The following is a 25,400-nucleotide window of genomic DNA, read 5'->3' on the forward strand; positions in this document are numbered from 1 at the left end:
GTTGACTAATTAATATGTCTAAATGAAGAGAAGATATTTTGCATCACTATTGTTGCTTTGTGCTTTAGTTGCAGGCAAGTTAAATGCACAAAACGCCAACCCGTGGCGTACAGGTATTGTTACCGATGAGTTTATTTACGAAAAAGCGCCTTATAAAGAATGCCATGCGGCCACCATCGCCCAAACGCCCAAAGGTTTAGTTGCATCTTGGTTTGGCGGTACTAAAGAGCGTAATCCCGATGTTTGTATTTGGGTAAGTCGTTATGTAGACGGTAAATGGACCGAAGGTGTAAACGTAGCTGACGGTATTCAAAACGATACCCTGCGTTACCCTTGCTGGAACCCGGTACTTTACCAGGTACCTAAGGGCGAATTGATACTATTTTACAAAATTGGCCCAAAGCCAGCGACTTGGAAAGGGTATTACAAAACTTCTAAAGATGGCGGTATCACCTGGTCTGCACAGCAAGCCTTGCCCGAGGGATATTTAGGTCCGATTAAAAATAAACCGGTATTAACAAAAAATGGTACGCTCATCAGCCCAACCAGTACCGAAGGAGAGGGTGGCTGGAAAGTACATTTTGAACTGAGCAACGACTTTGGTAAAACATGGACAATGGCTCATGTGCCCGAGGGTGATAAAACACTAAAAGCTATTCAGCCTAGTATTGTGTTCCATAAAGACGGCCGTTTGCAGGCCTTGTGCCGCAGCCAGAACCGCACTATCCTGCAAACTTGGTCGGTAGACAATGGTAAAACCTGGTCGCCGCTCGAAAAAACGAATTTGCCCAATAATAATTCAGGCACTGATGCCGTGACGCTGAAAGATGGTCGTCAACTATTAGTATACAACCATGTACTGCCGCCGGGTACGCTGGCTAAGGGCCCACGTACGCCGCTTAATGTGGCGATATCTAAAGATGGTGTTAAGTGGTATGCGGCGTTAATTCTGGAAGATTCGCCGATCAGTCAGTACTCTTATCCTGCCGTTATTCAAACGTCGGATGGAATGGTGCACTTTGTGTATACCTGGCGTCGGCAGCGCATTAAGCATGTGGTGGTTAATCCTGCAAAATTAAAACTGGTTGAAATTAAAAACGGCGAATGGCCCAAAGTGGAAGGCTATACTTTGCCGGAAATAAAAAGCGATTCTAAAGATTTATAATATGCAGTTAATAAAGATAAGTGCTTTTGTAACTGGGTTACTATTGCTAGGCAGCACTGCGTTTGCTCAGCAGCTTAATGATTCGGACAACGAATATAAAAAGCCGTTGAAACAGGTACTTACCGAGATACAAGATAAATTCCATGTCAAAATCAAGTACTCGGAAGATATGGTGAAAGACCGCTGGGTACCTTATGCCGATTGGCGTTACAAACCAACAGCGGCTAAAACGCTGGCTGCTGTGCTGGCACCGCTGGATATGAAAGTAAATGAGGAAGGGCCTAACGCTTTTAAGCTCAAATATTACGAGTACTCGCGCATTACACCCGAAGAAGGCCGTGAAAAGCTGGCTTATCTTTCCTCGTTTTACCATGATTTATCTGGCTGGGAAAAGCGCAAGGCGGATTTAAAGCCGTGCATGTACCAGGCGTTAAAGCTATCGCCGCTACCTGCCAAACCAGCTTCAAAGCCCATCATTACCAACAAACGGGTAATGGATGGGTATACCATTGAAAATATTGCTATCGAAACTTTGCCGGGTTTATATGTGAGCGGGTCTTTATATCAGCCCACAAAAGCCAAAGGCAAAATACCGGTAATATTGTGTCCCGATGGGCATTTTGGCGATGGCCGTTACCGTGCTGATGAGCAATACCGTTGCGCTACCCTGGCGCGTATGGGTGCTATGGCCATCAGCTACGACCTGTTTGCATGGGGCGAATCGCTGCTGCAGTTTAAAGGCGAGGATCACCGCCGCAGCCTGGCCATGACTATCCAAGCACTGGATAGTTTCCGCATTCTTGATTATTTGCTGTCTCTAAAAAATGCTGACCCCAACCGTGTAGCTATTACCGGCGCATCGGGTGGTGGCAGCCATACCATGCTGATGACAGCGTTAGACGACCGTATTAAAGTAAGCGTACCTGTAGTCATGTTGTCCAGTTACTTTTCGGGCGGTTGCCCTTGCGAAAGCGGCATGCCGGTGCATCTATGTGGTGGTGGAACTAATAATGACGAGTTGGCGGCCATGGCGGCCCCGCGCCCGCAGTTGGTTATATCCGATGGTAAAGATTGGTCGGCCAACGTACCGGATACCGATTTGCCGTACCTGCAAAAAATATATGGTTATTACGGCAAACCCGAATTGGTCCAAAACGCCCATTTCCCAACCGAAGGCCACGACTATGGCAAATCCAAACGGATGGCTATGTACGATTTTATGGCCAAATACCTAAACCTGAACATCAACGCGGTAAAAGGAGCAGATGGCAAGATTGACGAATCGAAAGTAACTATCGAGAAATATCCCGCCATGTATGTATTTGGTGAAAAAGGAGAGCGTCTGCCCGCCAATGCGATCCACAGCTTCGAGCAATTGGAAAAAGTGTTTGCATCAGCTACCAAAAGCAATGTTTCTGCAACCCATTAAACCTTCTTTATGAAACCAGCTGATTCAAAAGGTCATTTATCTCATTCAAGGCGTAAGTTTTTAAACAGTAGCGCGTTGCTGGCTGCAGGTATACTATTGCCTAAGCAAAAGGGTTGGGCTTCGGCGCTAGCTGCGTTCGCCAAAAGTCCGCGATACAAAGTAGCGGTAGTGGATCTGATGATTCTGAAACGTCAGAAACTCGGCGCTTTTCAGCTTACCAAAGATATAGGTGCGGACGGGGTAGAAGTGGATATGGGAGGCTTGGGAAACCGCGAAACCTTCGATAATCAACTGGCAAAGCCGGAAATACGAGAGCAATTTTTAGCTAAGACTAAAGAGTTAAACCTGGAGATATGCTCGCTGGCTATGACCGGATTTTTTGCACAATCATTTGCCAAGAGGGATGGGGTTGATCGTATGGTGCAGGATTGTATTGATACCATAAAGGCCATGAATGTTAAAACTGCTTTCTTGCCGTTGGGCGTCAATAGTGATCTCACAAAGAATCCCGAATTGCGGCCGGTAGTAGTGGAACGGTTGAAACTTATTGCGCCTAAAGCCGAAGCCGCAGGGGTTATTATCGGTATAGAAACATCATTAAATGCTACCGATGAGGCTAAGCTGCTGGATGAAGTTGGTTCTCCGGCGATTCAAAGCTATTTCAACTTTGCCAACGCTTTGGATAATGGCCGTGATGTATGCGAGGAGTTAAAAATATTGGGTAAAAAGCGCATTTGCCAAATACATTGTACCAATACAGATGGTGTATGGTTGCAAAATGATACTAAGGTCGATTTAAAGAAGATAAAGAAAACCTTGGATAAAATGAAGTGGAGCGGCTGGTTAGTAATTGAACGCTCGCGAGATGCTAAAGATCCACGCAATGTGAAGTGGAACTTTAGCGCTAACGCCGCCTATGTTAAATCCATATTCCAATCTTAAGCTTGTGCGGTATATAAAGAAGGTATCAATTTATCTACGGCTGATTATGCTGGCGGTATGCTTCAACTTAAGCGTACAAGCTGCTGATATTTGGGTGTCGCCGTCGGGAGCAGACAATAACCCCGGTACGGAAAGCAGTCCCAAAGCTACAGTAGCAGCAGCACTGCGTCAAGCCCGCGAGCTGCGTCGGCTAAATGATCCTTCTATCAAAGGTGGTATTCATATCAAGCTGTCAGGAGGTGAGTATAATTTAACAGAACCTATTTTCATCCGGTACGAAGATTCCGGAACAGAAAACTCACCTACGTATATCGAGGCGGCTTCAACGGCTCGGCCCATAATTAGCGGAGGCATAGCCATAACCGGCTGGCAACGGCTGCAAGCCACCGTTGCCGGTTTGCCGGCGCAAGCCAAAGGCAAGGTTTGGGTGGCCGACATACCAAAGTTTAACGGGCAATCATTACAATTCCGCCAGCTTTGGGTAAATGGCAATAAAGCCACCCGTGCACGTGAAGTAAATGATGATAACCAGATGCTGCGCATACTGGCTATGGATAAACAAAAGCAAGAGATGTGGATTCCGGCTAATGCAGCCAGGTTACCGAAAGATATTGGACAGCTGGAAATGGTTATCCACCAAATGTGGGCCATTGCCAATCTAAGAGTAAAAAGTGTAACACCAGAAGGCGACAAGCTAAAGCTTACCTTTCATCAGCCCGAAAGCCGCATACAGTTTGAGCACCCGTGGCCCGCTGCGGTAATTGATAAAGAACATAAGATGAATGGCAATTCTGCTTTTTATCTGGTGAACCATATATCGTTTTTAGATACGCCCGGCGAGTGGTATGCCGATGTAGCCAATGGCAAAATTTACTATTGGCCACGCAGAGGTGAGAATTTGGTAACGGCTAAGGTAACAGTGCCTGAATTGGAAAAACTGGTACAGGTAACCGGTACTATTGATCGGCCCGTTTCATCCGTTTACTTCAAAGGCATCAGCTTTCAATACAGCACTTGGCTGCGGCCGTCGCAACAGGGGCATGTACCGCATCAGGCAGGCATGTATATGATAGACGCCTACAAGCTAAAAGTGCCAGGTACGCCCGAAAAGAAAGGTCTGGAAAATCAGGCATGGGTAGGCCGCCCTGCGGCGGCAGTAGAACTGGCTTATGCTCATCATACAGTGTTCGAAGATTGCCGTTTTGAGCACATGGCTTCAACTGGTCTTGACTATCAGCGCGGTACGCATGATGATGTAATTAAAGGAAATCTATTTAAGGATATTGGTGGAACAGGTGTGCTGGTAGGCGTGTTTTCAGACGAGGCCCAGGAAGTGCATCTGCCATACAAGCCAAGTGATTTGCGCGAGGTGTGTACCAACGAGCGTATCGAAAACAATTTAATAACTGATGTAACCAATGAGGATTGGGGCTGCGTTGGCATAGGCGCAGGTTATGTAAAAAATATTAACATTTCGCATAACGAAGTATCCGAAGTATCCTACAGTGGCATCAGCATGGGGTGGGGGTGGACCAAGCTACCCAATGTAATGGAAGGCAACCAAATTGTCGGTAACAAAATCCATCATTATGGTAAGCACTTGTATGATGTATCCGGCATTTATACTTTATCAGCACAGCCCAATTCAACCATTGCACAAAATTATATTGACAGCATTTATAAGGTGCCTTATGCCCACGATGTGCATCATTGGTTTTACTTGTACTGCGATGAAGGCTCATCCGGTTTTACCGTAAAAAATAACTGGTGCCCAGCTGATAAATTTTTGCAGAATGCCAACGGGCCGGATAATGTGTGGACAAACAACGGTGCGCAGGTAGCGGAAACCATTAAGCAGCAGGCCGGTTTGCAAGCTGATTATAAGAGCTTGTTGAAATTCCAGCAAACCGACAAGCAAGGTAATATCAACTACGTTGGCTACGATATTAAAGCCGATCATCCGCAGGTGCTGGAAGTGATTGACACTACCGGCAAGATGCCCGATGCCGAAAAAGTAAAAGCTGTTTGTGTACGCAACGGTATCCCAGTTTCATCGGTTTACCAATGGCAAAACCGGATAGTGCTGTTTGGCTACCTGCCATCGGCCGAGCGGATTCAAAAGCTGTTGCGTGAAGACTTACCTTCAGCCCAAGTCAAATTATACGACAAGCCTTTTTACGTTTTCAACAACCAGCAACATTGTGCAAAAAATACAGTTGCCGCCAAGCAATGGGATAACGTTGTGTTGACGGCTAATTTGGTGGCTGATCCCAAATTGCAGCAGGAATACCTGGATTATCACCAAACGCAGTTTCAAAAATGGCCACAGGTATCGCAGGGTTTTTGCAATGCCGGTTTCCAGCAATTGCTGGTGTTTAAAAACGGCAGGCAGTTGATGCTCATTATCAGCATACCCAAAGGGGCTAACTTGGATGAACTGAATCCAAAAACTACAGAGAATAACCCGCGGGTTGTGGAATGGAACAAACTGATGGCTAAATACCAGGAAGGCGTTGCCGGAACAAAGCCTGGCGAGGTTTGGGTGTTCTTTAAACCCGTACCAGCCAATTAATATAACTTATAATAACCAATATACTACAATGCTCAAAATCGGAATTTTAGGATTAGGAGAGGGACGAAGCACCATGTCGGCAGCTTTACAAAGCGACAAGCTGGAGCTGAAAATGGTGTGTGACAGAAGTTTGGAAACCTGTAAACACCGTGCTAAAGAGTTCGATTTCCATCAGTATACCACCGAGTATCAGGACATGCTGAATGATGCCGAGATTGATTTGATAGCTATTTATACACCCGACTACCTGCATGCCGAGCATGTAAAACAAGCACTATTGGCGGGCAAGCATGTAGTGTGCACCAAACCCTTTATTGATGATTTAAGCCAAGCGAGTGAACTTATACAATTATCTGAAACCACCGGCAAAGCAGTGTTTATTGGACAAAGCTCCCGTTTTTTTGAGCCGGCTAAACGGCAGCGTAAAGATTTTGAAGCCGGTTTAATTGGCGAGTTAATTACCATTGAAGCGCAGTATCATGCCGATCACCGTTGGTTTTTAGAAAAACCCTGGGCGCTGGAACAAGCTTTCAAATGGCTATATGGCGGCTTAAGCCATCCGGTTGATTTTATACGCTGGTATCTGCCCGATGTTGAAGAAGTAATGGGCTACGGCATGATCAGCAGCAACGGCAAAAATGCCGGGCTTAAAAATGAAGATACCATGCACTTTATTTTCAAAGCTGCTGATGGCCGCATAGCACGTGTCAGCGGATGTTATACAGGACCAACGCAACCAGCCTATCGTGATAGCGGCATGAGTACCATTTTACGCGGAACCGAGGGGGCATCACAAGCCGATTACCATGAGCTGCGCTATGCTGTTACCGATAAAACCAGCGAAGAAAAGATTGTGGTTTGGGGCGATTCTACACTAAAACACTACTTCCGTTTTGAGGGCCAAAGCCACCATGCCGGCGAGTACCAAAATTACCTGGAATATGTGGCCGATTGCCTGGAAAGCGGCCGTACTGCTTATCCCGATGTAAAAGAAGGGGTAGGTACCGTTGCCTTACTGCAAGCTATGGACCGCTCGCTCAAAACAGGTATGCCGGTGAAAGTAAATGATATTTTAAACGAATACGGTTTAAGCCGCGAAGCTTTAAAAGCCTGATATTGATGGGAAACATTGTACAACGCCTTACCACTTTAGATTACTTAATTGTGGCTGCCTATTTGGTGGTGCTGATGATTATTGGCTACCGCGCAAGCTTTGCCAGCCGTAAAAAGCCTGATGAAAGCTTGTTTCTGGCCAATAAAAGCTTAGGCTGGGCCAGTATTGGTTTTAACATGTGGGGTACCAACGTAGGGCCATCTATGCTGCTGGCGTTTGCCAGTATTGGTTATAGCACGGGTATTGTGGCGGTAAATTTTGATTGGTATGCATTCGTGTTTCTGATGCTGCTGGCGTTGGTGTTTGCGCCCCGCTACCTGGCATCGGGCGTTAGTACCATGCCCGAGTTTATGGGCAACCGTTATGGCAGTTCCACCCAAAATATACTGGCCTGGTATGCGCTCATTAAAATTTTGATTTCGTGGTTATCACTTGGATTATTTGCCGGTGGTTTTTTGGTAAGGCAAATTTTAGGCATCCCTATGTGGCAATCGGTAATCGTGCTGGTTTCATTTGCAGGCTTGTTTACGTTTGCAGGTGGGTTAAAAGCCATTGCCAAAGTCAATGTTTTTCAAATGATATTGCTTATAGGCGTATCGTTAACCCTCACAATTTTAGGTATCAGCAAAGTGGGCGGCCTGTCAGCCGTATGGCATCAGGCACCGCCTAGTTACTGGAACCTAATTCATCCGGCTACAGATACCAAGTACCCGTGGTATGCTATACTGCTGGGTTATCCGGTATCGGCCATAGCATTTTTCTGTACTGATCAGGCCATGGTGCAGTCGGTTTTGGGTGCCAAAAGTTTGGAGCAAGGACAGTTAGGGGTAAACTTTATTGGCTGGCTCAAAATACTTTCGCTCCCCTTATTTATACTCACCGGCGTACTTTGCTACGAGTTGTTTCCCCACCTGAAAGATCCGGCCGAAGCTTACATGACGATGGTAACCAATCTGTTTCCGCCGGGCATGAATGGGCTGGTTATTGTGGTGTTAATTGCGGTTTTAGTAGGTACCATAGGGTCATCGCTCAACTCACTAAGTACAGTATATACTATGGATGTATACGTTAAAAAGATAAACCCTAATGCTACCAATAAAGACATCATTCGTGTAGGCCGGTTAACCGTAGCTGCCGGATGCGTGTTTGCTATCATTATGGCACTGGCCATTGACAGCATTAAAGGGCTCAACCTGTTCGATGTGTTTCAATCCGTTCTAGGTTTTATAGCACCGCCCTTAGCGGTGGTATTTTTGCTTACCGTGTTCTGGAAAAGAACTACCCGTAAGGCTGTTAATACTATATTATCCGCTGGCTCGGCCTTCAGTTTGGCTACTGGCATGGTGTACCTTTGGTTATTACCGCCCGACAAGTATCATTTTTGGCCACATTATTTGATGTTGTCCTTTTTAATTTTTGCATTTCTGATGGTGGTTGCCATCCTGATATCCTTATTTGACACCTCGCCCCAAGTATACCAACCTACTGCAGATGACCTCACGCCGCTGGCTGAGCCAACCATGCGTGTAAAGGTTGCTTGGGTGCTGCTTACGGTGGTAATGATTGGCCTTTACATCATATTTAGCAGACATTGATTTATGAAATCAACTATATCTTTTAAAAAGTTTTTAACTGCAATAGCGGTTTTGTGGATAATGTTCAGTGCCGATGTAGCGATAGCACAAAGCAAAGCCACCTGGATATGGTATCCAGGCGATTACGAAATTTGGCTAAGCAATAAAATGCAAAATCGCCGCACCGAGCGCGGCTCGTTCCTTCCGCCGTTCTGGAAACTGGACAGCCATTACGTGTTGATTGATTTTCATAAAGATTTTGAAATTTCGGCATCCGAAACTGCCGAAGTTGCCGTAGAGGGACAGTACAATTTAAAAATTGATGGTAAAGCCATTGCCGGATATCCCAAAAGCATCACACTTCCGGCCGGCAAGCATCGCCTTAGCGTAAAAGTATATAACCAGGCCAGTGTACCTGCGGTATTTGTAAAGAGTGCGCATGTGGTAACCGATACCTCTTGGCGGGTTACTTTTGAGGATAAGGAGTGGATTGATGCATCAGGTAAAACCTCTGATATATCCGCCACTCAATACCTGTCGGCTGATGCCTGGAATTTTAACGAGGCAACGGCATTGCCGTCGGCCTTTCGGCTGCCTACTGTAGCACAATCGGCGGTTAGTCAGGATAAAAAAGGCAATTCCATATTGGTTGATTTTGGTAAAGAAACCTTCGGCTACATTAAATTACAAGGTGTAAAAGGCAAGGGTAGAGTCAGGTTGTATTACGGCGAATCGAAAGAAGAAGCGCTGGATACTTTGGGTGGCGAACTGCTGGACCGTATTGATGTTGACCAACATCAAAGCGGCGATGTAATACTGGATGGTTCACGGGCCTTCCGTTATGTAAACGTACAGTTTGACGAGCAGGTGAGCATCAATGAAGTCTCGATGCTGTACGAATATTCGCCGGTTACCCAACGTGGCAGTTTTATCTGTTCCGATGAACAGATTAATAAGATATGGCAGGTATCAGCGTATACCATGCAGCTCAATACCCGCGAGTTTTTTATCGATGGTATTAAGCGCGACCGCTGGGTATGGTCGGGCGATGCTTACCAGAGCTATTTGATGAATTACTACCTGTACTTTGATTCGCCAACGGTAACCCGCACACTAATGGCCCTGCGCGGCAAAGATCCGGTAACCAGTCACATTAATACCATTATGGATTATACCTTTTACTGGTTTATGGGCATTTATGATTACTACCAGTATACGGGCGATAAAACTTTCATTCAGCAGTTTTATCCTCGTATGCAAAGCCTGATGAATTACTGCCTGTCGCGCCGCAACAAGGATGGTATGATGGAAGGCCTTACCGGCGATTGGGTATTTATTGACTGGGCAGATGGCCTGAGCAAAAAGGGCGAAGTAAGCTTTGAGCAACTGCTACTGGCCCGCAGCCTGGAAACAATGGCTTTATGTGCAAATTTAATGCGCGATGCTAAAGGTGCTACACAATACAACTTATTGGCCAAAGATTTAAAAGCTAAATTGTTTACATACTATTGGAATCCGCAAAAGCATGCGCTGGTACACAGCCGCGTTAAGGGCAAGGCTACGGAAAACGTTACCCGGTATGCCAATATGTTCTCTATCTTTTTTAACTACTTCACCGAAGCGCAAAAGCAGGATGTGAAAAAGTATGTGTTGCTGAATAATGATGTTCCTAAAATAACCACCCCATATATGCGCTTTTACGAGCTGGAGGCTTTGTGCGCTATGGGCGAGCAATCCTACGTTTTACAGCAAATGAAAGATTATTGGGGTGGCATGCTCAACCTGGGCGCAACCTCGTTTTGGGAAGAGTACAATCCCGACAAAAAAGGAGCAGAACATTATGCCATGTACGGGCGTCCGTTTGGTAAAAGCTTGTGCCATGCCTGGGGCGCAAGTCCTATCTACCTGTTAGGTAAGTACTACCTTGGCGTAAAACCAACAGCCCCCGGTTATCAGCGGTATGTTATTGAACCTAAATTAGGCGGTTTACAGTGGATGGAGGGTGCCGTGCCAATCCCTAACGGCGATATTAAAGTGTATTGCAGCACAAAACAGATTAAAGTAAATGCGGCTGAAGGCGATGGTACATTACGTATCAAAAGCAAAACCCTGCCGGTGTGCGAAGGCGCTTCCATTAAGTTGGTTGCAGGTTACTACGAGATTGCTATCCAAAAAGGAAAGGCATACACGGTAGCCTATAGTGCCTTGTAATTGAACATGATGATAAACAGATACGCTATATGTTTTTTGCGGGTACTTTATTGAGTGGCAGTATATACACAGCTGGTTGACAAAACGCCGGTAGCTGTATCTAACGCTCCCCAGGTATACCGTGCCGAGCCTTGGAAAAATCAATTGGTAAATAGCATTAACCACGAGCCTGCCCGGGCAACCACATGCCTTAAGGAAATGGTAACGAATTTTAAATTCAGACAAAACGGTATCATTATGATTTTTACCTGATGCTTCATATCGGTCAACCGGAAACTATCAGTATTTTGAGCGAAAAAATAAAAGGCTGTTACCAGCTATGATAAAAAAAACTTTCTTTTTTACACTTGCTTGTTGCTGTGTTACATTGATACAGGGTTTTGCACAGGTCCGTAAGGCTGCCGCAAAAATTAATCTCGACCAGATATTTCAGCACCCGCCCGAATCGGCCAAGCCTTGGGTGTTTTGGTACTGGATGCAAGCCAGCGTGAGTAACGCCGGTATTACTGCCGATTTGGAGGCCATGAAGCAAGCCGGTTTGGGAGGGGCTTACCTGATGCCGATTAAAGGCCCGGCAAATCCACCCTATATCAATCCGCCGGTTGTACAGCTTACACCCGAATGGTGGGACATGGTTCGCTTTGCATTCAAAGAAGCCAACAGACTGGGCTTAAAGATGGCTCTGCACGATAGCGATGGTTTTGCTTTAGCTGGTGGCCCATGGATTACGCCTGAACTATCGATGCAGAAAGTAGTGTGGTCGGAAACAAATGTAAGTGGCGGAAAACTTTTTAACGATACTTTGCAAAGACCCGAGAGTTATAAGGGTTACTACAAAGATATTACTGTATTGGCGTACCCATCACCGGTTGGCACAGGTATATCTACCAAAACCATTGTTCCCAAGATTACTACGAGTATTCCTAACACGGATGTACAATATTTAGCCGATCCAGGCAATAAAAAGACATTCAGCAGCAACGATTCTTGTTGGTTGCAATTAACTTTTTCGGAACCTTTTACCTGCCGGTCGCTGGTTATCCATACCAACTCCAGCAACTACCAGGCACAGCGCCTTTTATTGCAGGTGAGTGATGACGGCAAAGCATTTCGCGCTGTGGGCCGCTTAGATGCACCACGCCATGGCTGGCAGGATAACGATGCCGATGTTACGCATAGCATTATACCTACAACTGCGCGTTATTTTCGCTTCATTTACAATAAGGAAGGCTCGGAACCAGGAGCCGAGGATTTAGATTTTGCCAAATGGAAACCTACATTGAAGTTATCGGGTATTGAGCTATCATCCGAACCGCGTATTCATCAGTACGAGGGTAAAAGCGGTGCAGTGTGGCGCATCAGTAAACATACCTCTGCCCAGCAGTTACCCGCTTCGTTATGTGTGCATAAAGATAAAATTATTGATATTACTGATAAGTTAGATGCCAGTGGGCGCCTGCATTGGAACGTGCCTGCCGGGCAGTGGACCATATTACGCATAGGCCATACTTCTACCGGGCATACCAACGCAACCGGTGGTGGCGGTATTGGTTTAGAATGCGATAAGTTTAATCCCGAAGCTATCAAACTACAATACACCAAGTGGTTTGGCGAAGCGGTGAAACAATTAGGCCCCGACCTATCCAAAAATGTTTTGAAGGTGTTTCATATAGATAGCTGGGAGTGTGGCAGCCAAAATTGGTCGCCGGTGTTTAGGCAGGAGTTTCAGAAACGCAGGGGATATGATATTGTACCTTACTTGCCCGTAATGGCTGGCATACCAGTGCAGAGTGCCGAGCAGTCGGAAAAAGTATTGACTGATGTGCGTAAAACCATTGCCGAACTGGTGGTGGATAAATTTTACGGTACCATGGCCCAATTGGCACATGCGCAAGGTTGCACGTTTACTGCCGAAAGTATTGCCCCCACCATGACCAGCGATGGTTTATTGCACTACAGCAAAGTAGATGTGCCTATGGGCGAATTTTGGCTGCGTAGCCCCACACACGATAAGCCTAATGATATGCTTGATGCCATATCAGGTGGGCATATTTACGGTAAAAATATTATTCAATCAGAATCTTTCACCGAGTTGCGCATGATGTGGGATGAACACCCCGGTATGTTGAAAATCGCCGCCGACCGAAACCTGGCGTTGGGCATAAACCGTTTTGTGTTTCATGTAAATACCCACAACCCCTGGACGGACCGTAAACCCGGCATGACACTGGATGGTATCGGCCTCTTTTTTCAGCGCGATCAAACCTGGTGGAAACCCGGCCGGGCTTGGATGGAATATATGCAGCGTTGCCAGGCAATGCTGCAGGTGGGTAAGCCGGTTATCGATATAGCGGTTTTTACCGGTGAAGAAATTCCGCGACGATCAGTTTTACCAGACCGATTGGTTCCTATACTACCGGGCTTGTTTGGTGCCGAACGTGTTGCTGCCGAGCAGAAACGTTTGGCAAACGTAGGCACGCCTATGCGTACCATTCCGATAGGGGTTAATAGCGGAGCCAACATGACGGATGCGGAAAATTGGATTAACCCGCTGCATGGTTACGCCTACGACTCCTTTAACCCCGACGCACTGTTGCATTTGGCTAAAGTAGTAAATGGCAGAGTAGAACTGCCTGGCGGCGCGAGCTATAAAGTGTTGGTGATGCCAGGAGCTACTAAAATGTCGCCTAACGGTGATGTGCTATCGGCAGAGGTAAAGCAGCGTTTGCAGGAGCTGGTAAATGATGGTGCAAACATCGTTATCGACAACCAACTTCAGGTAAAGCAAGCCGGAAAAGGCCGGTTGTTACCAGTACCTTATCAAGCCTCAACTTTCAGCGAAATTAATTTGCAGCCTGATGTGATTTTCACAGACTCGTCTGGTACCGTTGCAGAAAACGTAGCTTGGACGCACCGAGCTGCGCCGTCATTGGATATTTATTTCATCTCTAATCAAAACGATGCAGAGCGCACGGTAAACCTGTCTTTGCGATTAGCTGGTCGCGTTCCCGAATTGTTTGATCCGGTAACAGGGACGATTCGGCTGGCTGACAACTGGCAAATGAAAAACGGCCGCACATTATTGCCTTTGCATTTGCTAGCTGGTGAGTCGGTTTTTGCGGTGTTCAGAAAAGCCGGTACGCCAACACAAGTTCATGCCGGTAACAATGCATTAGCAGTAAAACCTATACAAACGCTTAAACAGGATTGGCAAGTAACTTTCGATGCAAAAATGGGTGGCCCTAAAGATCCGGTACGTTTTACGCAATTGCAAAACTGGGGCAGCATGGTCGACCCGGCTGTTAAGTATTATTCGGGCACGGCCGCTTACCAGCAGACGTTTAACTGGAATCAAAAGATTTCTAAAAGCGTATGGCTGGATGTAGGGCAGGTGAATAACATTGCCGAAGTTTATGTGAATAACATTTCATGCGGTGTGGTTTGGACGGCTCCTTATCGGGTAGACATTAGCAAAGCCCTAAAGCCAGGCAACAATACCATTCGCATTGAGGTTGCCAATACATGGGCTAACCGATTAATAGGCGATCATGGTTTGCCTAAAGAAAAGCAAATTACCTGGACCAACGCACCTTACCGTTTAGAAGGCAAACCGTTATTGCCGGCAGGTTTGTTGGGCCCGGTAACCTTGCAAAAAGTTAAGTAAGATACTCCCGCTGGGGCAACTGCGGACATGTTGATATGGAAACATGGGTATCGTTAGGCAGGTAAATCAAAGTAACGATTCTGTCATTTCGAGTGATAACTTTTTTAAAGCAATTAGCAGAATTGCATGCTTTAAAGTTTTCTCACTATCGCTAGAGGTGATAAGTTATTTTAGCATATTCACAACATCCTGCCGCCGCGATTCAGGCAACACTTTCAAGTTTTCCACATGGCCGTTTTTAACCGTAGCTTCAATAGTAGTGTTGTAAGGGGCACGCAGTTTAAAATGTACATCCCATGTTTTGGGCCAGGCGGGGAATAGTAAAATCTTTTTGCCGTCAACCTGTAGCAGCATTTCCTGTAAGCCTATCACGCCGGAGCCGCCCCAATTGTGGTCGGGTGTCCAATCGTAGCCGGGGCCCCAGAACGCCGGAAAGCGCCTGCCGGAATCTTTCAGTTTAAATGTAGTCAGTTGGGCGGCTTCGTCCGTTAACCCTAACCGGGCAGCGAAAATATTGTCTTGCTTCCAGCCAACGCCGCTTCTAAATTTTACCGCCAGGGTATCATACTTCCATGTATTAATGGCTACGTCCAAATCAGGCTTGCCCACACCGTATATTCCCCACGGAAAAACAGGATACAACTGCATCGATTCGGTATTATTTACCCGCTCCCAAGTTATAGCTGGTGATATGGTTTTATGCCCATCAAATTCGCGGAAATTTATTGGTGGAATTCGGTTGAGCATCACTGTCCAGCTTTCGCGTTGCTCAGCACTTAAGTAATGTTCCGGTAATTCCAGCAAACGTGTAAGTACCGTTTTTAAAGCCGCAATGGTAGAGGTGGAGTTGTAAGCCATTTTGTAAGTTTCGCCACCAGCGCCCGGATATAGCACCAAATTTCCGTTGCCATCAAAGGTTTTGTTACTTCTGTTACGGGCTAGATATTGATAGTGCTCGTTAAAGAAGGTAAGGCAGCTTTCAATAAAAGGTATGTAGTCCGATATATTTCTACCTTCGTAGCGTTCTGTTTCCAGCATCATTAGGCAAAATTCTAGTACGGTATCCCATTCATATTCCAGCCAGGCATTGTATTCAACACCTTTATCAAAACTGGTCGGGCGTTTAAAGCCATACTCGGCTATGTTGGGCAAACCAAAGTTTTCCAGCTGCTCGGTAAAGCAGGCTCCATCATGGTTCCAGTATACTTTTGAACGAAGCTCTGCATTATGCAGCGAGCGCAGATAAAAATCGAACTGCGGTTTCATCATATCCCAATCGCCGCTTTTCAGCATTGGGAAATAAACCAGTCGCTGGTTCTGCGCCGTCATTAAGCCGCCGCCCCAGTTCCTGAAATCGGGCGTTAATTTAATATCTGTGTTAGTAAGCTCAGGATCGTAAGTAAACAAGCCTCCGTTAAATTTTGTGGGATATTGCCCATAAGCATTACAGCCCAGCATATAGCGAAACAATTGATAATTGCGGCCCACTTGCCATTCAGTTGTAGTTTGAGGATTGTTAATAAAAACAAAACTCCGGTTCCAGTAGGCTTTCCACCAGTTAGCCGTATTCTGTTCGGCTTGTTTGGCCTTACTTGTCGCTTCCTTTACAATTTCTTGCAACCCGGTTTGCCATTGGCTAACGGATGGTGTTTGCTCGGTATATAGATAAACTTGGACGCTTTGTTTGCGAGTGGGCTTAATACTTTTTAGTTGCCAGCCTTTAAACGCCGTACTGAGGTACTGGCCGCTGTAAGTACCTGCAGGAGCCATATTTGCCGCCGCCATGTATCCGCCAAACGTCAGGTTTTTCAAGGGATTAAATAGTTGTGGTTTTACACTATCCAGCCCTTCATGTTGTACCGTAGCATCAAATATAGTACTGTCTTTATTGTGATGATAAAACAGGATGCCGTTGTTTTGAATGGTAACTACATCTTTATACGTTTTAATATCTGTACGGGGCGACCACTTCCATGAGTTTTGATTATTCTCTCGTCCTTTAATAGGCCGGTCTTCAAACCGCCAATTTTCATAACTAGCCAATGTAGTTACTGGTTGATTGCTCTGTACATCCACATGTACAACTGGCCTGAAAACATCTACCCATACTTTTATGCGGGCCGAAAGTTTACCGTCTCTATCCTGAATAGTAACCGCACCATCTTGCAGGGTAAGTTGCTGCTTAAAATTTTGCCCCGTCAGCGGATTTGGCTGCATTTTAATGCGTACCCGCCCCAATTTTAAAAAGCTATTGTTTTCATCGAAAGTGCCGCTTTTGGATAAATAAAACAGGAGCTCGCCATTTTCTACCCAAACGTTCAAGCCAATATCGCCACCGCCACAGGGCATGGATTCGCCCGAGTTTTTACTTTGGCTCGTCCAGGTAAGGTTGTTTTGTTGCAATTCTGCCGGTTGTGCCAACGAACTTGCTACCGCAACAAGCAGAATAAAAAAGGTCAGGAAAGCTAATTTCATGAAGACTAAAATTTACCAAGCGTCTGTACGGAACGAAGATACCGGTAAACCTTCGGTGCTGTATAAATCGCCCACAATAAAATCGCGGAAAGCGTACCGAACGGCTACAGGTTCTTTCACATCCGGTGCTGATACAGAAATCGAACTGCCATAGATAACCGCTTTTGCGGGATGAAACACCTTATCTTTCCCGGCAATTTCAAAGCTGTTTAACTCTTTTCCAAATGAGGTAAGACCGTTAGTCGCGTTAGTAAATTTTACGACGGCAATATTGCCGTTAATGGTTACAGATTCATAATCTGGACTGGCATAGCCAAAGCCTTTCAAACCGTAAGTTTGTGCCAGGGCCAGGTAAGCCAAACGTGTGCCGCCAGGTTCTTTATGTGCCGGGTGAATAGAAGCTTGCTCACCTATATCCATCAGCACCGCCATACCACTGTTTGGGATGGTTTTTTGAGATTTGCGCTGTGCATCCCTTAAATAAGCAGAATTATACTTGCCGCCCGAGTTGTACGGTGGCAATTGCGCATAATCATAAGGTGCAATCTGTGCGTAATAGAAAGGGAAATTGCCTTCATTCCATAATTCACGCCAGCGGGTTACCATAGCCGGAAATAGCTTTTCATATTGGTCGGGCCGGTCATAGTTTGATTCGCCCTGGTACCATATGCAACCTTTGATGCCGTAACCAATAACCGGGTAAAGCATGGCATTGTATAAGGTAGTAGGGGTGCGGCTTACCGCTTTAATAGAATCAGTTTTAGCCGGAATTTTAATTTCAGGAAAAGCTTTCAGTACATCCGCATCCATCCAAGCTTCTATGGAAGAGCCGCCGTAGCTTACATTGATTAAACCAATCGGCACATTCAACATCTCGTTCAGTAAGCGGCCAAAATAATAGCCGGTAGCGCTGAAGTTGCTCACAAACTCCGGGCTTGCTACATGCCAGGGCGAAGGCTTGCTGTTATTTTGAAGTTCGGTTTTAGATGAGCGCGGTACGGTATAAATGCGGATGTTGTTATTTTTAGATTTTAGAATAACCTCATTTGAACCAATTATAGGTTGCCCTTTAAAACCTTTCATGGGCATTTCCATGTTCGACTGGCCGGTGCATAGCCATACCTCACCAATCATAACATTGTTGAGTTTGGTCGCTTTACCATCGCTGATCGTTAGTGAGTAGGGGCCGCCAGCTGTTGGGGTAACCACCTTAATTCTCCATTTACCCGAAGCATCTGCCTTACCTTTATAATGCTTGCCGTTCCACGAGGTGATAATATTAATGGTTTTGCCGGCATCATCCCAGCCCCAAACTGGTACTTGTGATTGCTGTTGCAGTACCATATCATCAGTAAAAATAGAAGCCAGCTTTACTTGGGCTTTAGTTTGTAATGTTGAAAGAAGAATAGAAGCAAAACCTATAAAGCTGGTAAATTTTATGCTCATGTAAATGGTTAAGTATGAATTGGGTTAAATATCTGAAAAGTTATTGAATAGTGACCAACCCTTCGAAGGTGCGTTTGGTAATTTGTGGTGAAAAGCAAGCCAGCATCTCCTCTGCTTTCTTAACCATCTGCTCCGAGCCAATCACAATAGCGGTGCGCTGGTGCAGATCCGTCACTTCCAACTCCAGTATCCTCGAGTAACCGTTACTCGCTTTACCACCCGCCTGTTCTACAATAAAAGCCATCGGGTTGCACTCATACACCAGCCGAAGTTTGCCGCTGGGTGCCTGTGCTGTCATGGGGTATATGAAAATGCCGCCTTTAATTAAGCTTCTATGCAAATCGGCCACCATTGAGCCGGTATATCTGGACGTATAGGGGCGATTCGTAGGCTTATCTTCTACCTGGCAGTACTTGATGTATTTTTTGATGCCATCCGGAAAGTGCGTATAGTAACCTTCGTTGATTGAATAGATATTGCCATCTTTAGGCATCTGCATATCGGGATGTGATAAACAGAACTCACCAATAGAAGGATCCAGTGTAAAGCCGTTGACCCCTTTGCCGGTGGTGTACACCAGCATGGTCGAGGATCCATAGATAACATAGCCTGCCGCTACCTGCTGGGTGCCTTGCTGCAGTACGTCATCCATCGTGGCTTTGCCTTCGGTGCTTTTTCTGCGGTAGATGGAAAAGATGGTGCCAACGGCCACATTCACATCAATGTTGGAAGAGCCATCCAAAGGGTCAATGGCTACAATGTATTTGGCGTTCTTGGAAATCTCCGAGTCGATATACAGGTACTCGTCGTTTTCCTCACTCACCACAATGCAGCACTCGCCACCGCTTTGCAAAGCCGAGATGAACTGCTCGTTGGCATACACGTCCAGCTTTTTCTGGCCCTCGCCCTGGATGTTGGTCGAGCCGGCATCGCCCAAAATGTCCGCCAGCCCCGCTTTGTTCACCTCGCGGTTCACCAGCTTGGCGGCAATGCCAATGTCGCGCAGTAAACGCGAGAGCTCCCCCTTGGCATAGGGAAAATCCGCCTGCTTTTCAATGATAAATTGTCCTAATGTCTTTACTCCTTGCATAGATAGATGATAGATATGATGTTAAAAAATTATTATCTCGGTAATAGGTATGCTAAAAAAGTACTTGGCAAGTTGTTAGCTTACTTAGCCGGGATAAGTGCTATAGGCTAGCACTCAGGTTTATCTGCTACAAAGGTATAAGTACAGCGTAGCCTGGCATTGCTAATTTTGGCCAAATGCTATACAATATTATCAAAGGGAAGGAAAGAAAGTATTATAGGCTAGTTTTTCAAATAGCGTCGTTTGTATTCCGCCGGTGTTATACCTTTAACTTTTTTAAAATGCCGGTAAAAGTTAGATACGTTGTTAAAACCGCATTCAAAGCAAATCACCTCAGTAATCAGTTTGTTTTCTACCAGTAAGCGGCAAGCGTGACTTATTCTGATCTCTATCAAAAAATCATAATAAGTTTTATTAGTCATCAGCTTAAAATACCGGCAGAACGAGGTGACGCTTAAATTGCTTAATGCCGAAATTTCATTTAGGGTAATGTCGCGCTTGTAGTTGGATAGTGTATAAGTATAAATCTGGCTCAAACGGGCATCGTCGGTTTCACTGGGTTGCTGAAACGCATTCAGATTGTTTACAATGGGCTTAAATTCTTTTGTTTCGGCCAGTTGTTTTAAAATAGAAAGCATTACAATTAAACGATCCAAGCCGCTGGCATCTACACCGGCCCGCATCAAACTAATAACCTTTTCTTTTGCCTCGCCCTGAATAATCATGCCGCTTTTAGCCCGCTCAAACATCTTATTAACAACATACGCTTCAGGAAGCGACAAAATATCTTTACCTAGGCAGGTTGGTAAAAACTGAAAAACAATAGCTTCAATATTTAAGCAGCTGTTGGGCTGGTAATATTCCTCGCGGCAGCGCCAGGCGTGCGGTAAATTTTGGCCCAGCAAAATCAATTCGCCTGCCGAAAAGTTTCCAATATTATCACCAATAAACCGAACACCCTCTCCTTTGATATTATAATGTAGCTCCAGCTCGGGGTGATAGTGCCATATGTTGCCAAAGTTTGGTTTTATATCATGGCGAATAGTGAATGAGGTTTCTGCCTCGCCCGACAGTTTTCGATAAAGCGGCTTCATAGCGGTGATTATAATTGGTCGTTAAAGTTAATAAAACCGGTATAAAAAGTATAATATCTATACCTATAAATGATGTATTCTGAGGCGTTTCATGGTAAGATGCTATTGTTTATAGAAAAAATGCTACAAAAAATGGAGTGTATACGTAGCTATGTTTGTAATGAAGAAACCAGTAAACCACATTATTATTTACTAAAGGATCTATTTAAATGGCGTTTTTAAATACGGCTTTATTTATTTAAGGCGTAGTATTTATCGCTCCTTATTTTTAAAGAAAATTATACTACAAAGCTATAAATGCAAAATTTGAAAATTCACTTTCCGGGTAAGCTGATTTTTGGAAACGGATGTTTGCAAAACTTGGCCGACGAGATTCAGCAATTGGGCTGCAAGGAGGTGTTAATTGTTACCATTGAGCCGCTTCTTTCACAAATTGATGCCTTAATTAAGCAGTTAAAGGACTTATATATTAAGGTTAATATAGATACCAGCATTGTTAGAGAACCTACTTTTACCGATTTTGATGCATTAATGCAAAAGCAAGCTGCATCTAATCCCGATGCGGTATTGGGTATAGGCGGTGGAAGCGTTTTAGATATTGCCAAGCTGGTTGCTGCGCAATTAGGCAATTTGCAAACGTTATCTGAAATTGTAGGCAACGGTCTTTTAAAGCAACGTCACAAAAAACTGATTTGCGTGCCTGCCACCTCGGGCACAGGCAGCGAGGTTTCGCCTAATGCTATATTGGTGGATGACTCGGATAATCAGAAAAAAGGCATTATTAGTCCGTTTTTGGTTCCTGATATTGTTTATGTTGATCCTTTACTTACTATAAGTGTTCCACCCGCTATCACAGCGGCTACCGGACTGGATGCATTAACTCATTGTTTAGAAGCCTATACCAACAAATTTGCCCAGCCTTTTATTGATATGTATGCTTACGAAGGCATGCGCTTAATTGCAGCCAACATAGTTACGGCTGTAAAAAACGGTAATGACGAAAACGCACGTACACAGGTAGCGATGGGTAGCATGCTGGGCGGATTTTGTTTAGGCCCTGTTAATACCGCAGCTGTGCATGCACTTTCTTATCCTTTAGGTAGCATGTTTCATTTGGCGCATGGTTTATCTAACGCTTTGTTGCTCCCTTATGTAATGGAGTTTAATGCGGTAGCAGCGCCGCATCGGTACGCAGATGTAGCGGTGGCGTTAGGTTGCAGCCGGCAAAGCGATGATAGGGCAACTGCTCAGGCAGGCGTTGATAAAATTAAAGAACTGATAGCCCAATGCGGCATCCCGGCAAGGCTCAGAGACCTGGATATTCCGCAGAATGTGATACCGCAAATGGCTGATGATGCCATGAAAATTACAAGATTATTAAACAATAATCCCCGACCGGTCACACTGGATGATGCAATAGCTATTTACCAGGCGGCTTATTAAAACATTCAGCAGACAATTAAAAAGAGATTGAAGCTTAAATGAAAACAAACAAACAATTCCGGGGTAATGTAATACCGGTTATTACACCGCTTACGGCCAAATATCAATTAGATACTGAGGCGGTAGAGCGGATATTTGCCAACCTGTACGCCAACAAGGCGATGCCTTTTATATTGGGTACCACAGGGGAATCGCCTTCTTTATCTGCCGGAATTAAGTACGACTATCTGCGCGAAGCGTCGCGCCTTAAAAAGGCAGACAGTTTGCTGTACGTAGGTATTTCTGGAAATAGCCTGGAAGAAACCATAGAAATGGGCAAACGGAGTTTGGATGCAGGGGCAAATGCACTGGTAGCTACACTGCCGGCATATTACAACCTCACTACCGACCAAATGAAACGCTATTTTACAGATTTAGCCGATCAGGTAGCCGGCCCGCTAATTGTTTACAATATCCCGGCAACTACACACATGTCAATTCCGCTTGATTTGCTGGACGAGTTAAGTTATCATGAGCACATTGTTGGTACTAAAGATTCGGAAAGGAGTAAAGAGCGCCTGGATCAATCGTTGGCGCTATGGGCATCGCGGGCAGACTTTAGTCATTTTTTAGGTTGGGCGGCACAATCAGCCTATGCGCTTTTTAACGGTACCGACGGTTTAGTACCGAGTACGGGCAATTTGCTACCCGATATTTATTGTGAAATGGTTGATGCCGTTTCATTAAGCGATGAAGACCGGGCTTACCGCTTTCAGCACCTGTCTGATGCGTTTGGAAATGTGTATCAAGCTGATCGATTACTAGGAGAGTCGTTGGCTGCCTTGAAAGTGCTGATGCAGGAAGCCGGTTTATGCCAGCCGTATATGATGTCACCTTTGCAAGAATTAGGTGAAAATGAAAAAGTTAGCTTAAAGCAGGCTTTATATGCTTTGATGGACAAAGAAGGAATTAAACTGAATAAATACAATCATGTCTGAAAAACCTATATTAGGCATCACCATGGGCGATCCAGCCAGTATCGGTCCGGAAATTGCCATCAAGGCGTTGCTCAATCAAGATATCTACGAACACTGCAGCCCTTTATTGGTAGGGGATGCTGGTGTATTTAATCACATCATTCAAAAACTGGGTTTACAGGCTACTATCAATCCAATTAGCCAGGTGCAGGAAGCACAGTTTAAATTCGGGCAAATAGATGTGTTCGATTTAAAGAATGTAAACCTGAATGAACTTGAGTTTGGCGTAGTTTCGGCTATGGCAGGTAATGCAGCATTCGAGTCGGTGGTAAAAGTGATTGAACTGGCTATGGCCGGCGAAATTGATGCAACCGTAACCGGGCCGCTTAATAAAAAATCGATGAACGAGGCTGGCCATCATTTTGCTGGTCATACCGAAATTTATGCGCATTATACCCATACCAAAAAGTATGCAATGCTGCTGGTAGAAGATAACATGAAGGTGATCCATGTATCAACCCACGTATCATTACGTCAGGCATGCGACTTGGTAAAAAAAGACCGGATTGTTGAAGTAGTTGAGCTATTACACAATGGCCTGATTAGCTTAGGCGAAACGAACCTTAAGATAGGTATTGCCGGTTTAAATCCGCATGCCGGCGACTCGGGCTTGTTTGGTACCGAAGATGATCAGGAAATATTGCCAGCTGTTCAGGAAGCGCTTAGTTTGGGCTATGATGTAGAAGGCCCTGTACCTGCCGATACGATGTTTTCAAAAGCTGCCACCGGTTACTATGGTGGGGTAGTGGCTATGTATCACGATCAAGGGCACATTCCGTTTAAGCTATCGGGCTTTAAATGGAACCCCGAAAAAAAGCAGATGGATAGCGTGAAAGGTGTTAACATCACCATGGGCTTGCCTATTATCCGTACCTCTGTAGATCACGGTACCGCGTTCGAGATTGCGGGCAAAGGCATAGCTAGTCCTGATGCGATGGTGTTAGCTATTGAATCAGCCATACAGCTGTCTAAAAACAAAACCACAGCATAGCTTTATGATTGCTGTAATTGCTGATGACTTGACAGGTGCCGCCGAACTGGGCGGTATCGGACTGAGATACAATCTTCAGGTCGAGATCAGTACGCACGTCAGCGCAAACACAGCTGTCGATCTGTTAATTATCAACACCGACTCCCGCTCCAAAACAGAAGCGGATGCCGTTGAAGCAGTTACCGAAATCAGCAAAGCATTAAAACAGCTTCATCCACAATTTATTTACAAAAAAATAGATTCCGTACTGCGTGGTCATATCTTGCCCGAAGTGCAAGCTGAAATGCAAGTTTGGGGCGTACAAGGCACATTCATTATTCCCGCGAATCCGGCACTAGGGCGTACCTTGGTTAGCGGAACTTACTGGGTTAATGGTCAGCCAGTACATCAAACTTCTTTTTCCAGCGATCCCGAGTTTCCGGTAACCAGCGCTAATGTGCTGCACATGCTCAAGGCCGCTCAAGATAAATTAGCATTTAAAAAGCACCACGAGGTATACAGCAACACGGGTATAATAGTTGGCGAAGTAAGCGATGTTCGGGATTTAAATTCATGGGCACAAAAAGCGGCTCCGTATCGATACGTGGTGGGGGCAGCCGGTTTCTTCAATGCTTTGCTACAAGCCCGGGTTAATCCTAATGAGCATGCTTTGGTAGAAATAGCACCGTTTGGCATGCCGGCTTTGTATGTGAGTGGTACTACCTTTGCTAATAGCGCCAAAGCCATTAAAGCATTAAAAGTTTCAGGCGGACCCGTAAGTTATTTACCGTTGATAAATGATTTAACGCCCAAAGCTTGGCAGCAATGCCTACACGCATGGTGCGAAGATATATGCAAATTGATCAACGAGCATGGTAAGGCAATTATGTCTATTGATCAGGAGATATCGCTTGATAAAACCATCAGCGCCTTACAATTGCGGGAAGGCATGGCAAGCGTTGTGAAAAAGGTGTTTGAGCAAGTAAATGTTGAAGAGCTGGTTATAGAAGGCGGCTCAACTGCTGCTGCAATATTGAAATGCTTAAAGTTAAATACCCTTTATCCTGTTGAAGAATTGGCTGCAGGTGTTATCAGAAACAAGGCATTGTTTCATCATAAATTATATGTTACTTTAAAACCAGGTAGTTATAACTGGGGAGAGAAGATATGGCATTTTTAACTATCTGCTTGCAAT

Annotated in this window: 17 protein-coding genes; 13 read left to right on the forward strand and 4 right to left on the reverse strand. The window is 45.2% G+C overall.

Annotated features, from left to right (window positions below; all coding sequences use genetic code 11):
• Positions 1-22 precede the first annotated feature (22 nt).
• The 9 genes from GPM24_RS14450 to GPM24_RS14490 all read left to right on the forward strand — a co-directional run bounded on the left by GPM24_RS14450 (position 23) and on the right by GPM24_RS14490 (position 14,671).
• The gene (locus GPM24_RS14450; RefSeq protein WP_158827513.1) at positions 23-1,165 is read left to right on the forward strand and encodes a sialidase family protein; all 1,143 of its coding nucleotides are present in this window, start codon (positions 23-25) and stop codon (positions 1,163-1,165) included.
• Between the two features lies 1 nt (position 1,166).
• A complete protein-coding gene (locus GPM24_RS14455; protein WP_158827514.1) occupies positions 1,167-2,594 on the forward strand; it encodes an alpha/beta hydrolase family protein in 1,428 nt (475 codons plus the stop codon).
• 9 nt (positions 2,595-2,603) lie between these two features.
• Complete coding sequence (locus GPM24_RS14460) at positions 2,604-3,536, forward strand: sugar phosphate isomerase/epimerase family protein (protein ID WP_158827515.1); 933 nt, start codon at positions 2,604-2,606, stop codon at positions 3,534-3,536.
• A gap of 46 nt (positions 3,537-3,582) precedes the next feature.
• Positions 3,583-6,108, forward strand: coding sequence for an L-rhamnose mutarotase (locus GPM24_RS14465; protein WP_158827516.1), 2,526 nt, complete (start codon positions 3,583-3,585; stop codon positions 6,106-6,108).
• A 28-nt stretch (positions 6,109-6,136) separates the two neighbouring features.
• A complete protein-coding gene (locus GPM24_RS14470) occupies positions 6,137-7,222 on the forward strand; it encodes a Gfo/Idh/MocA family protein (protein WP_158827517.1) in 1,086 nt (361 codons plus the stop codon).
• Positions 7,223-7,227: 5 nt separating this feature from the next.
• Positions 7,228-8,817 (forward strand): sodium:solute symporter family transporter, encoded by a 1,590-nt coding sequence (locus tag GPM24_RS14475; RefSeq protein ID WP_158827518.1) that lies wholly within the window; start codon positions 7,228-7,230, stop codon positions 8,815-8,817.
• A 3-nt stretch (positions 8,818-8,820) separates the two neighbouring features.
• Positions 8,821-11,007, forward strand: coding sequence for an alpha-L-rhamnosidase-related protein (locus GPM24_RS14480; RefSeq protein WP_158827519.1), 2,187 nt, complete (start codon positions 8,821-8,823; stop codon positions 11,005-11,007).
• 54 nt (positions 11,008-11,061) lie between these two features.
• A complete protein-coding gene (locus GPM24_RS14485) occupies positions 11,062-11,259 on the forward strand; it encodes a hypothetical protein (RefSeq protein WP_158827520.1) in 198 nt (65 codons plus the stop codon).
• 67 nt (positions 11,260-11,326) lie between these two features.
• On the forward strand, positions 11,327-14,671 hold the full coding sequence (locus GPM24_RS14490; protein WP_158827521.1) for a glycosyl hydrolase: 3,345 nt from the start codon (positions 11,327-11,329) through the stop codon (positions 14,669-14,671).
• 165 nt (positions 14,672-14,836) lie between these two features.
• Here the strand turns inward: GPM24_RS14490 and GPM24_RS14495 are convergent, their stop codons facing one another.
• The 4 genes from GPM24_RS14495 to GPM24_RS14510 all read right to left on the reverse strand — a co-directional run bounded on the left by GPM24_RS14495 (position 14,837) and on the right by GPM24_RS14510 (position 20,776).
• Positions 14,837-17,146: a DUF5703 domain-containing protein gene (locus GPM24_RS14495; protein WP_158827522.1), complete on the reverse strand. Its 2,310-nt coding sequence runs from the start codon at positions 17,144-17,146 to the stop codon at positions 14,837-14,839.
• 12 nt (positions 17,147-17,158) lie between these two features.
• The gene (locus tag GPM24_RS14500; protein WP_158827523.1) at positions 17,159-18,592 is read right to left on the reverse strand and encodes a sialate O-acetylesterase; all 1,434 of its coding nucleotides are present in this window, start codon (positions 18,590-18,592) and stop codon (positions 17,159-17,161) included.
• A 40-nt stretch (positions 18,593-18,632) separates the two neighbouring features.
• Entirely contained in the window at positions 18,633-19,682 is a 1,050-nt protein-coding gene (gene fbp / locus GPM24_RS14505; protein WP_158827524.1) for a class 1 fructose-bisphosphatase, read from the reverse strand.
• A 221-nt stretch (positions 19,683-19,903) separates the two neighbouring features.
• Positions 19,904-20,776, reverse strand: coding sequence for an AraC family transcriptional regulator (locus GPM24_RS14510; protein WP_158827525.1), 873 nt, complete (start codon positions 20,774-20,776; stop codon positions 19,904-19,906).
• Between the two features lie 297 nt (positions 20,777-21,073).
• Here GPM24_RS14510 and GPM24_RS14515 point away from each other — a divergent pair, with 297 nt between their 5' ends.
• The 4 genes from GPM24_RS14515 to GPM24_RS14530 are packed head-to-tail and all read left to right on the forward strand — an operon-like array spanning position 21,074 to position 25,385.
• Complete coding sequence (locus GPM24_RS14515) at positions 21,074-22,219, forward strand: iron-containing alcohol dehydrogenase (protein WP_158827526.1); 1,146 nt, start codon at positions 21,074-21,076, stop codon at positions 22,217-22,219.
• Between the two features lie 38 nt (positions 22,220-22,257).
• Positions 22,258-23,196, forward strand: a complete 939-nt coding sequence (locus GPM24_RS14520; protein ID WP_158827527.1) for a dihydrodipicolinate synthase family protein — start codon at positions 22,258-22,260, stop codon at positions 23,194-23,196.
• On the forward strand, positions 23,189-24,226 hold the full coding sequence (gene pdxA, locus GPM24_RS14525) for a 4-hydroxythreonine-4-phosphate dehydrogenase PdxA (protein WP_158827528.1): 1,038 nt from the start codon (positions 23,189-23,191) through the stop codon (positions 24,224-24,226). The genes GPM24_RS14520 and pdxA overlap by 8 nt, the downstream gene beginning before the upstream one ends.
• A gap of 4 nt (positions 24,227-24,230) precedes the next feature.
• Positions 24,231-25,385 carry a four-carbon acid sugar kinase family protein gene (locus tag GPM24_RS14530; protein WP_158827529.1) on the forward strand — a complete coding sequence of 385 codons (1,155 nt, stop codon included), beginning with the start codon at positions 24,231-24,233 and terminating at the stop codon, positions 25,383-25,385.
• Positions 25,386-25,400 lie beyond the last annotated feature (15 nt).

This window comes from Mucilaginibacter lacusdianchii (assembly GCF_009770985.1).
Classification (GTDB): domain Bacteria; phylum Bacteroidota; class Bacteroidia; order Sphingobacteriales; family Sphingobacteriaceae; genus Mucilaginibacter; species Mucilaginibacter lacusdianchii.

Excerpts from the sequence above, each read along its gene's own strand:
- GPM24_RS14450 (WP_158827513.1), top strand. The coding sequence starts at position 23 with ATGAAGAGAAGATATTTTGCATCACTATTGTTGCTTTGTGCTTTAGTT.
- GPM24_RS14455 (WP_158827514.1), top strand. The coding sequence starts at position 1,167 with ATGCAGTTAATAAAGATAAGTGCTTTTGTAACTGGGTTACTATTGCTA.
- GPM24_RS14460 (WP_158827515.1), top strand. The coding sequence starts at position 2,604 with ATGAAACCAGCTGATTCAAAAGGTCATTTATCTCATTCAAGGCGTAAG.
- GPM24_RS14465 (WP_158827516.1), top strand. The coding sequence starts at position 3,583 with ATGCTGGCGGTATGCTTCAACTTAAGCGTACAAGCTGCTGATATTTGG.
- GPM24_RS14470 (WP_158827517.1), top strand. The coding sequence starts at position 6,137 with ATGCTCAAAATCGGAATTTTAGGATTAGGAGAGGGACGAAGCACCATG.
- GPM24_RS14475 (WP_158827518.1), top strand. The coding sequence starts at position 7,228 with ATGGGAAACATTGTACAACGCCTTACCACTTTAGATTACTTAATTGTG.
- GPM24_RS14480 (WP_158827519.1), top strand. The coding sequence starts at position 8,821 with ATGAAATCAACTATATCTTTTAAAAAGTTTTTAACTGCAATAGCGGTT.
- GPM24_RS14490 (WP_158827521.1), top strand. The coding sequence starts at position 11,327 with ATGATAAAAAAAACTTTCTTTTTTACACTTGCTTGTTGCTGTGTTACA.
- GPM24_RS14495 (WP_158827522.1), bottom strand. The coding sequence starts at position 17,146 with ATGAAATTAGCTTTCCTGACCTTTTTTATTCTGCTTGTTGCGGTAGCA.
- GPM24_RS14500 (WP_158827523.1), bottom strand. The coding sequence starts at position 18,592 with ATGAGCATAAAATTTACCAGCTTTATAGGTTTTGCTTCTATTCTTCTT.
- fbp (WP_158827524.1), bottom strand. The coding sequence starts at position 19,682 with ATGCAAGGAGTAAAGACATTAGGACAATTTATCATTGAAAAGCAGGCG.
- GPM24_RS14510 (WP_158827525.1), bottom strand. The coding sequence starts at position 20,776 with ATGAAGCCGCTTTATCGAAAACTGTCGGGCGAGGCAGAAACCTCATTC.
- GPM24_RS14515 (WP_158827526.1), top strand. The coding sequence starts at position 21,074 with ATGCAAAATTTGAAAATTCACTTTCCGGGTAAGCTGATTTTTGGAAAC.
- GPM24_RS14520 (WP_158827527.1), top strand. The coding sequence starts at position 22,258 with ATGAAAACAAACAAACAATTCCGGGGTAATGTAATACCGGTTATTACA.
- pdxA (WP_158827528.1), top strand. The coding sequence starts at position 23,189 with ATGTCTGAAAAACCTATATTAGGCATCACCATGGGCGATCCAGCCAGT.
- GPM24_RS14530 (WP_158827529.1), top strand. The coding sequence starts at position 24,231 with ATGATTGCTGTAATTGCTGATGACTTGACAGGTGCCGCCGAACTGGGC.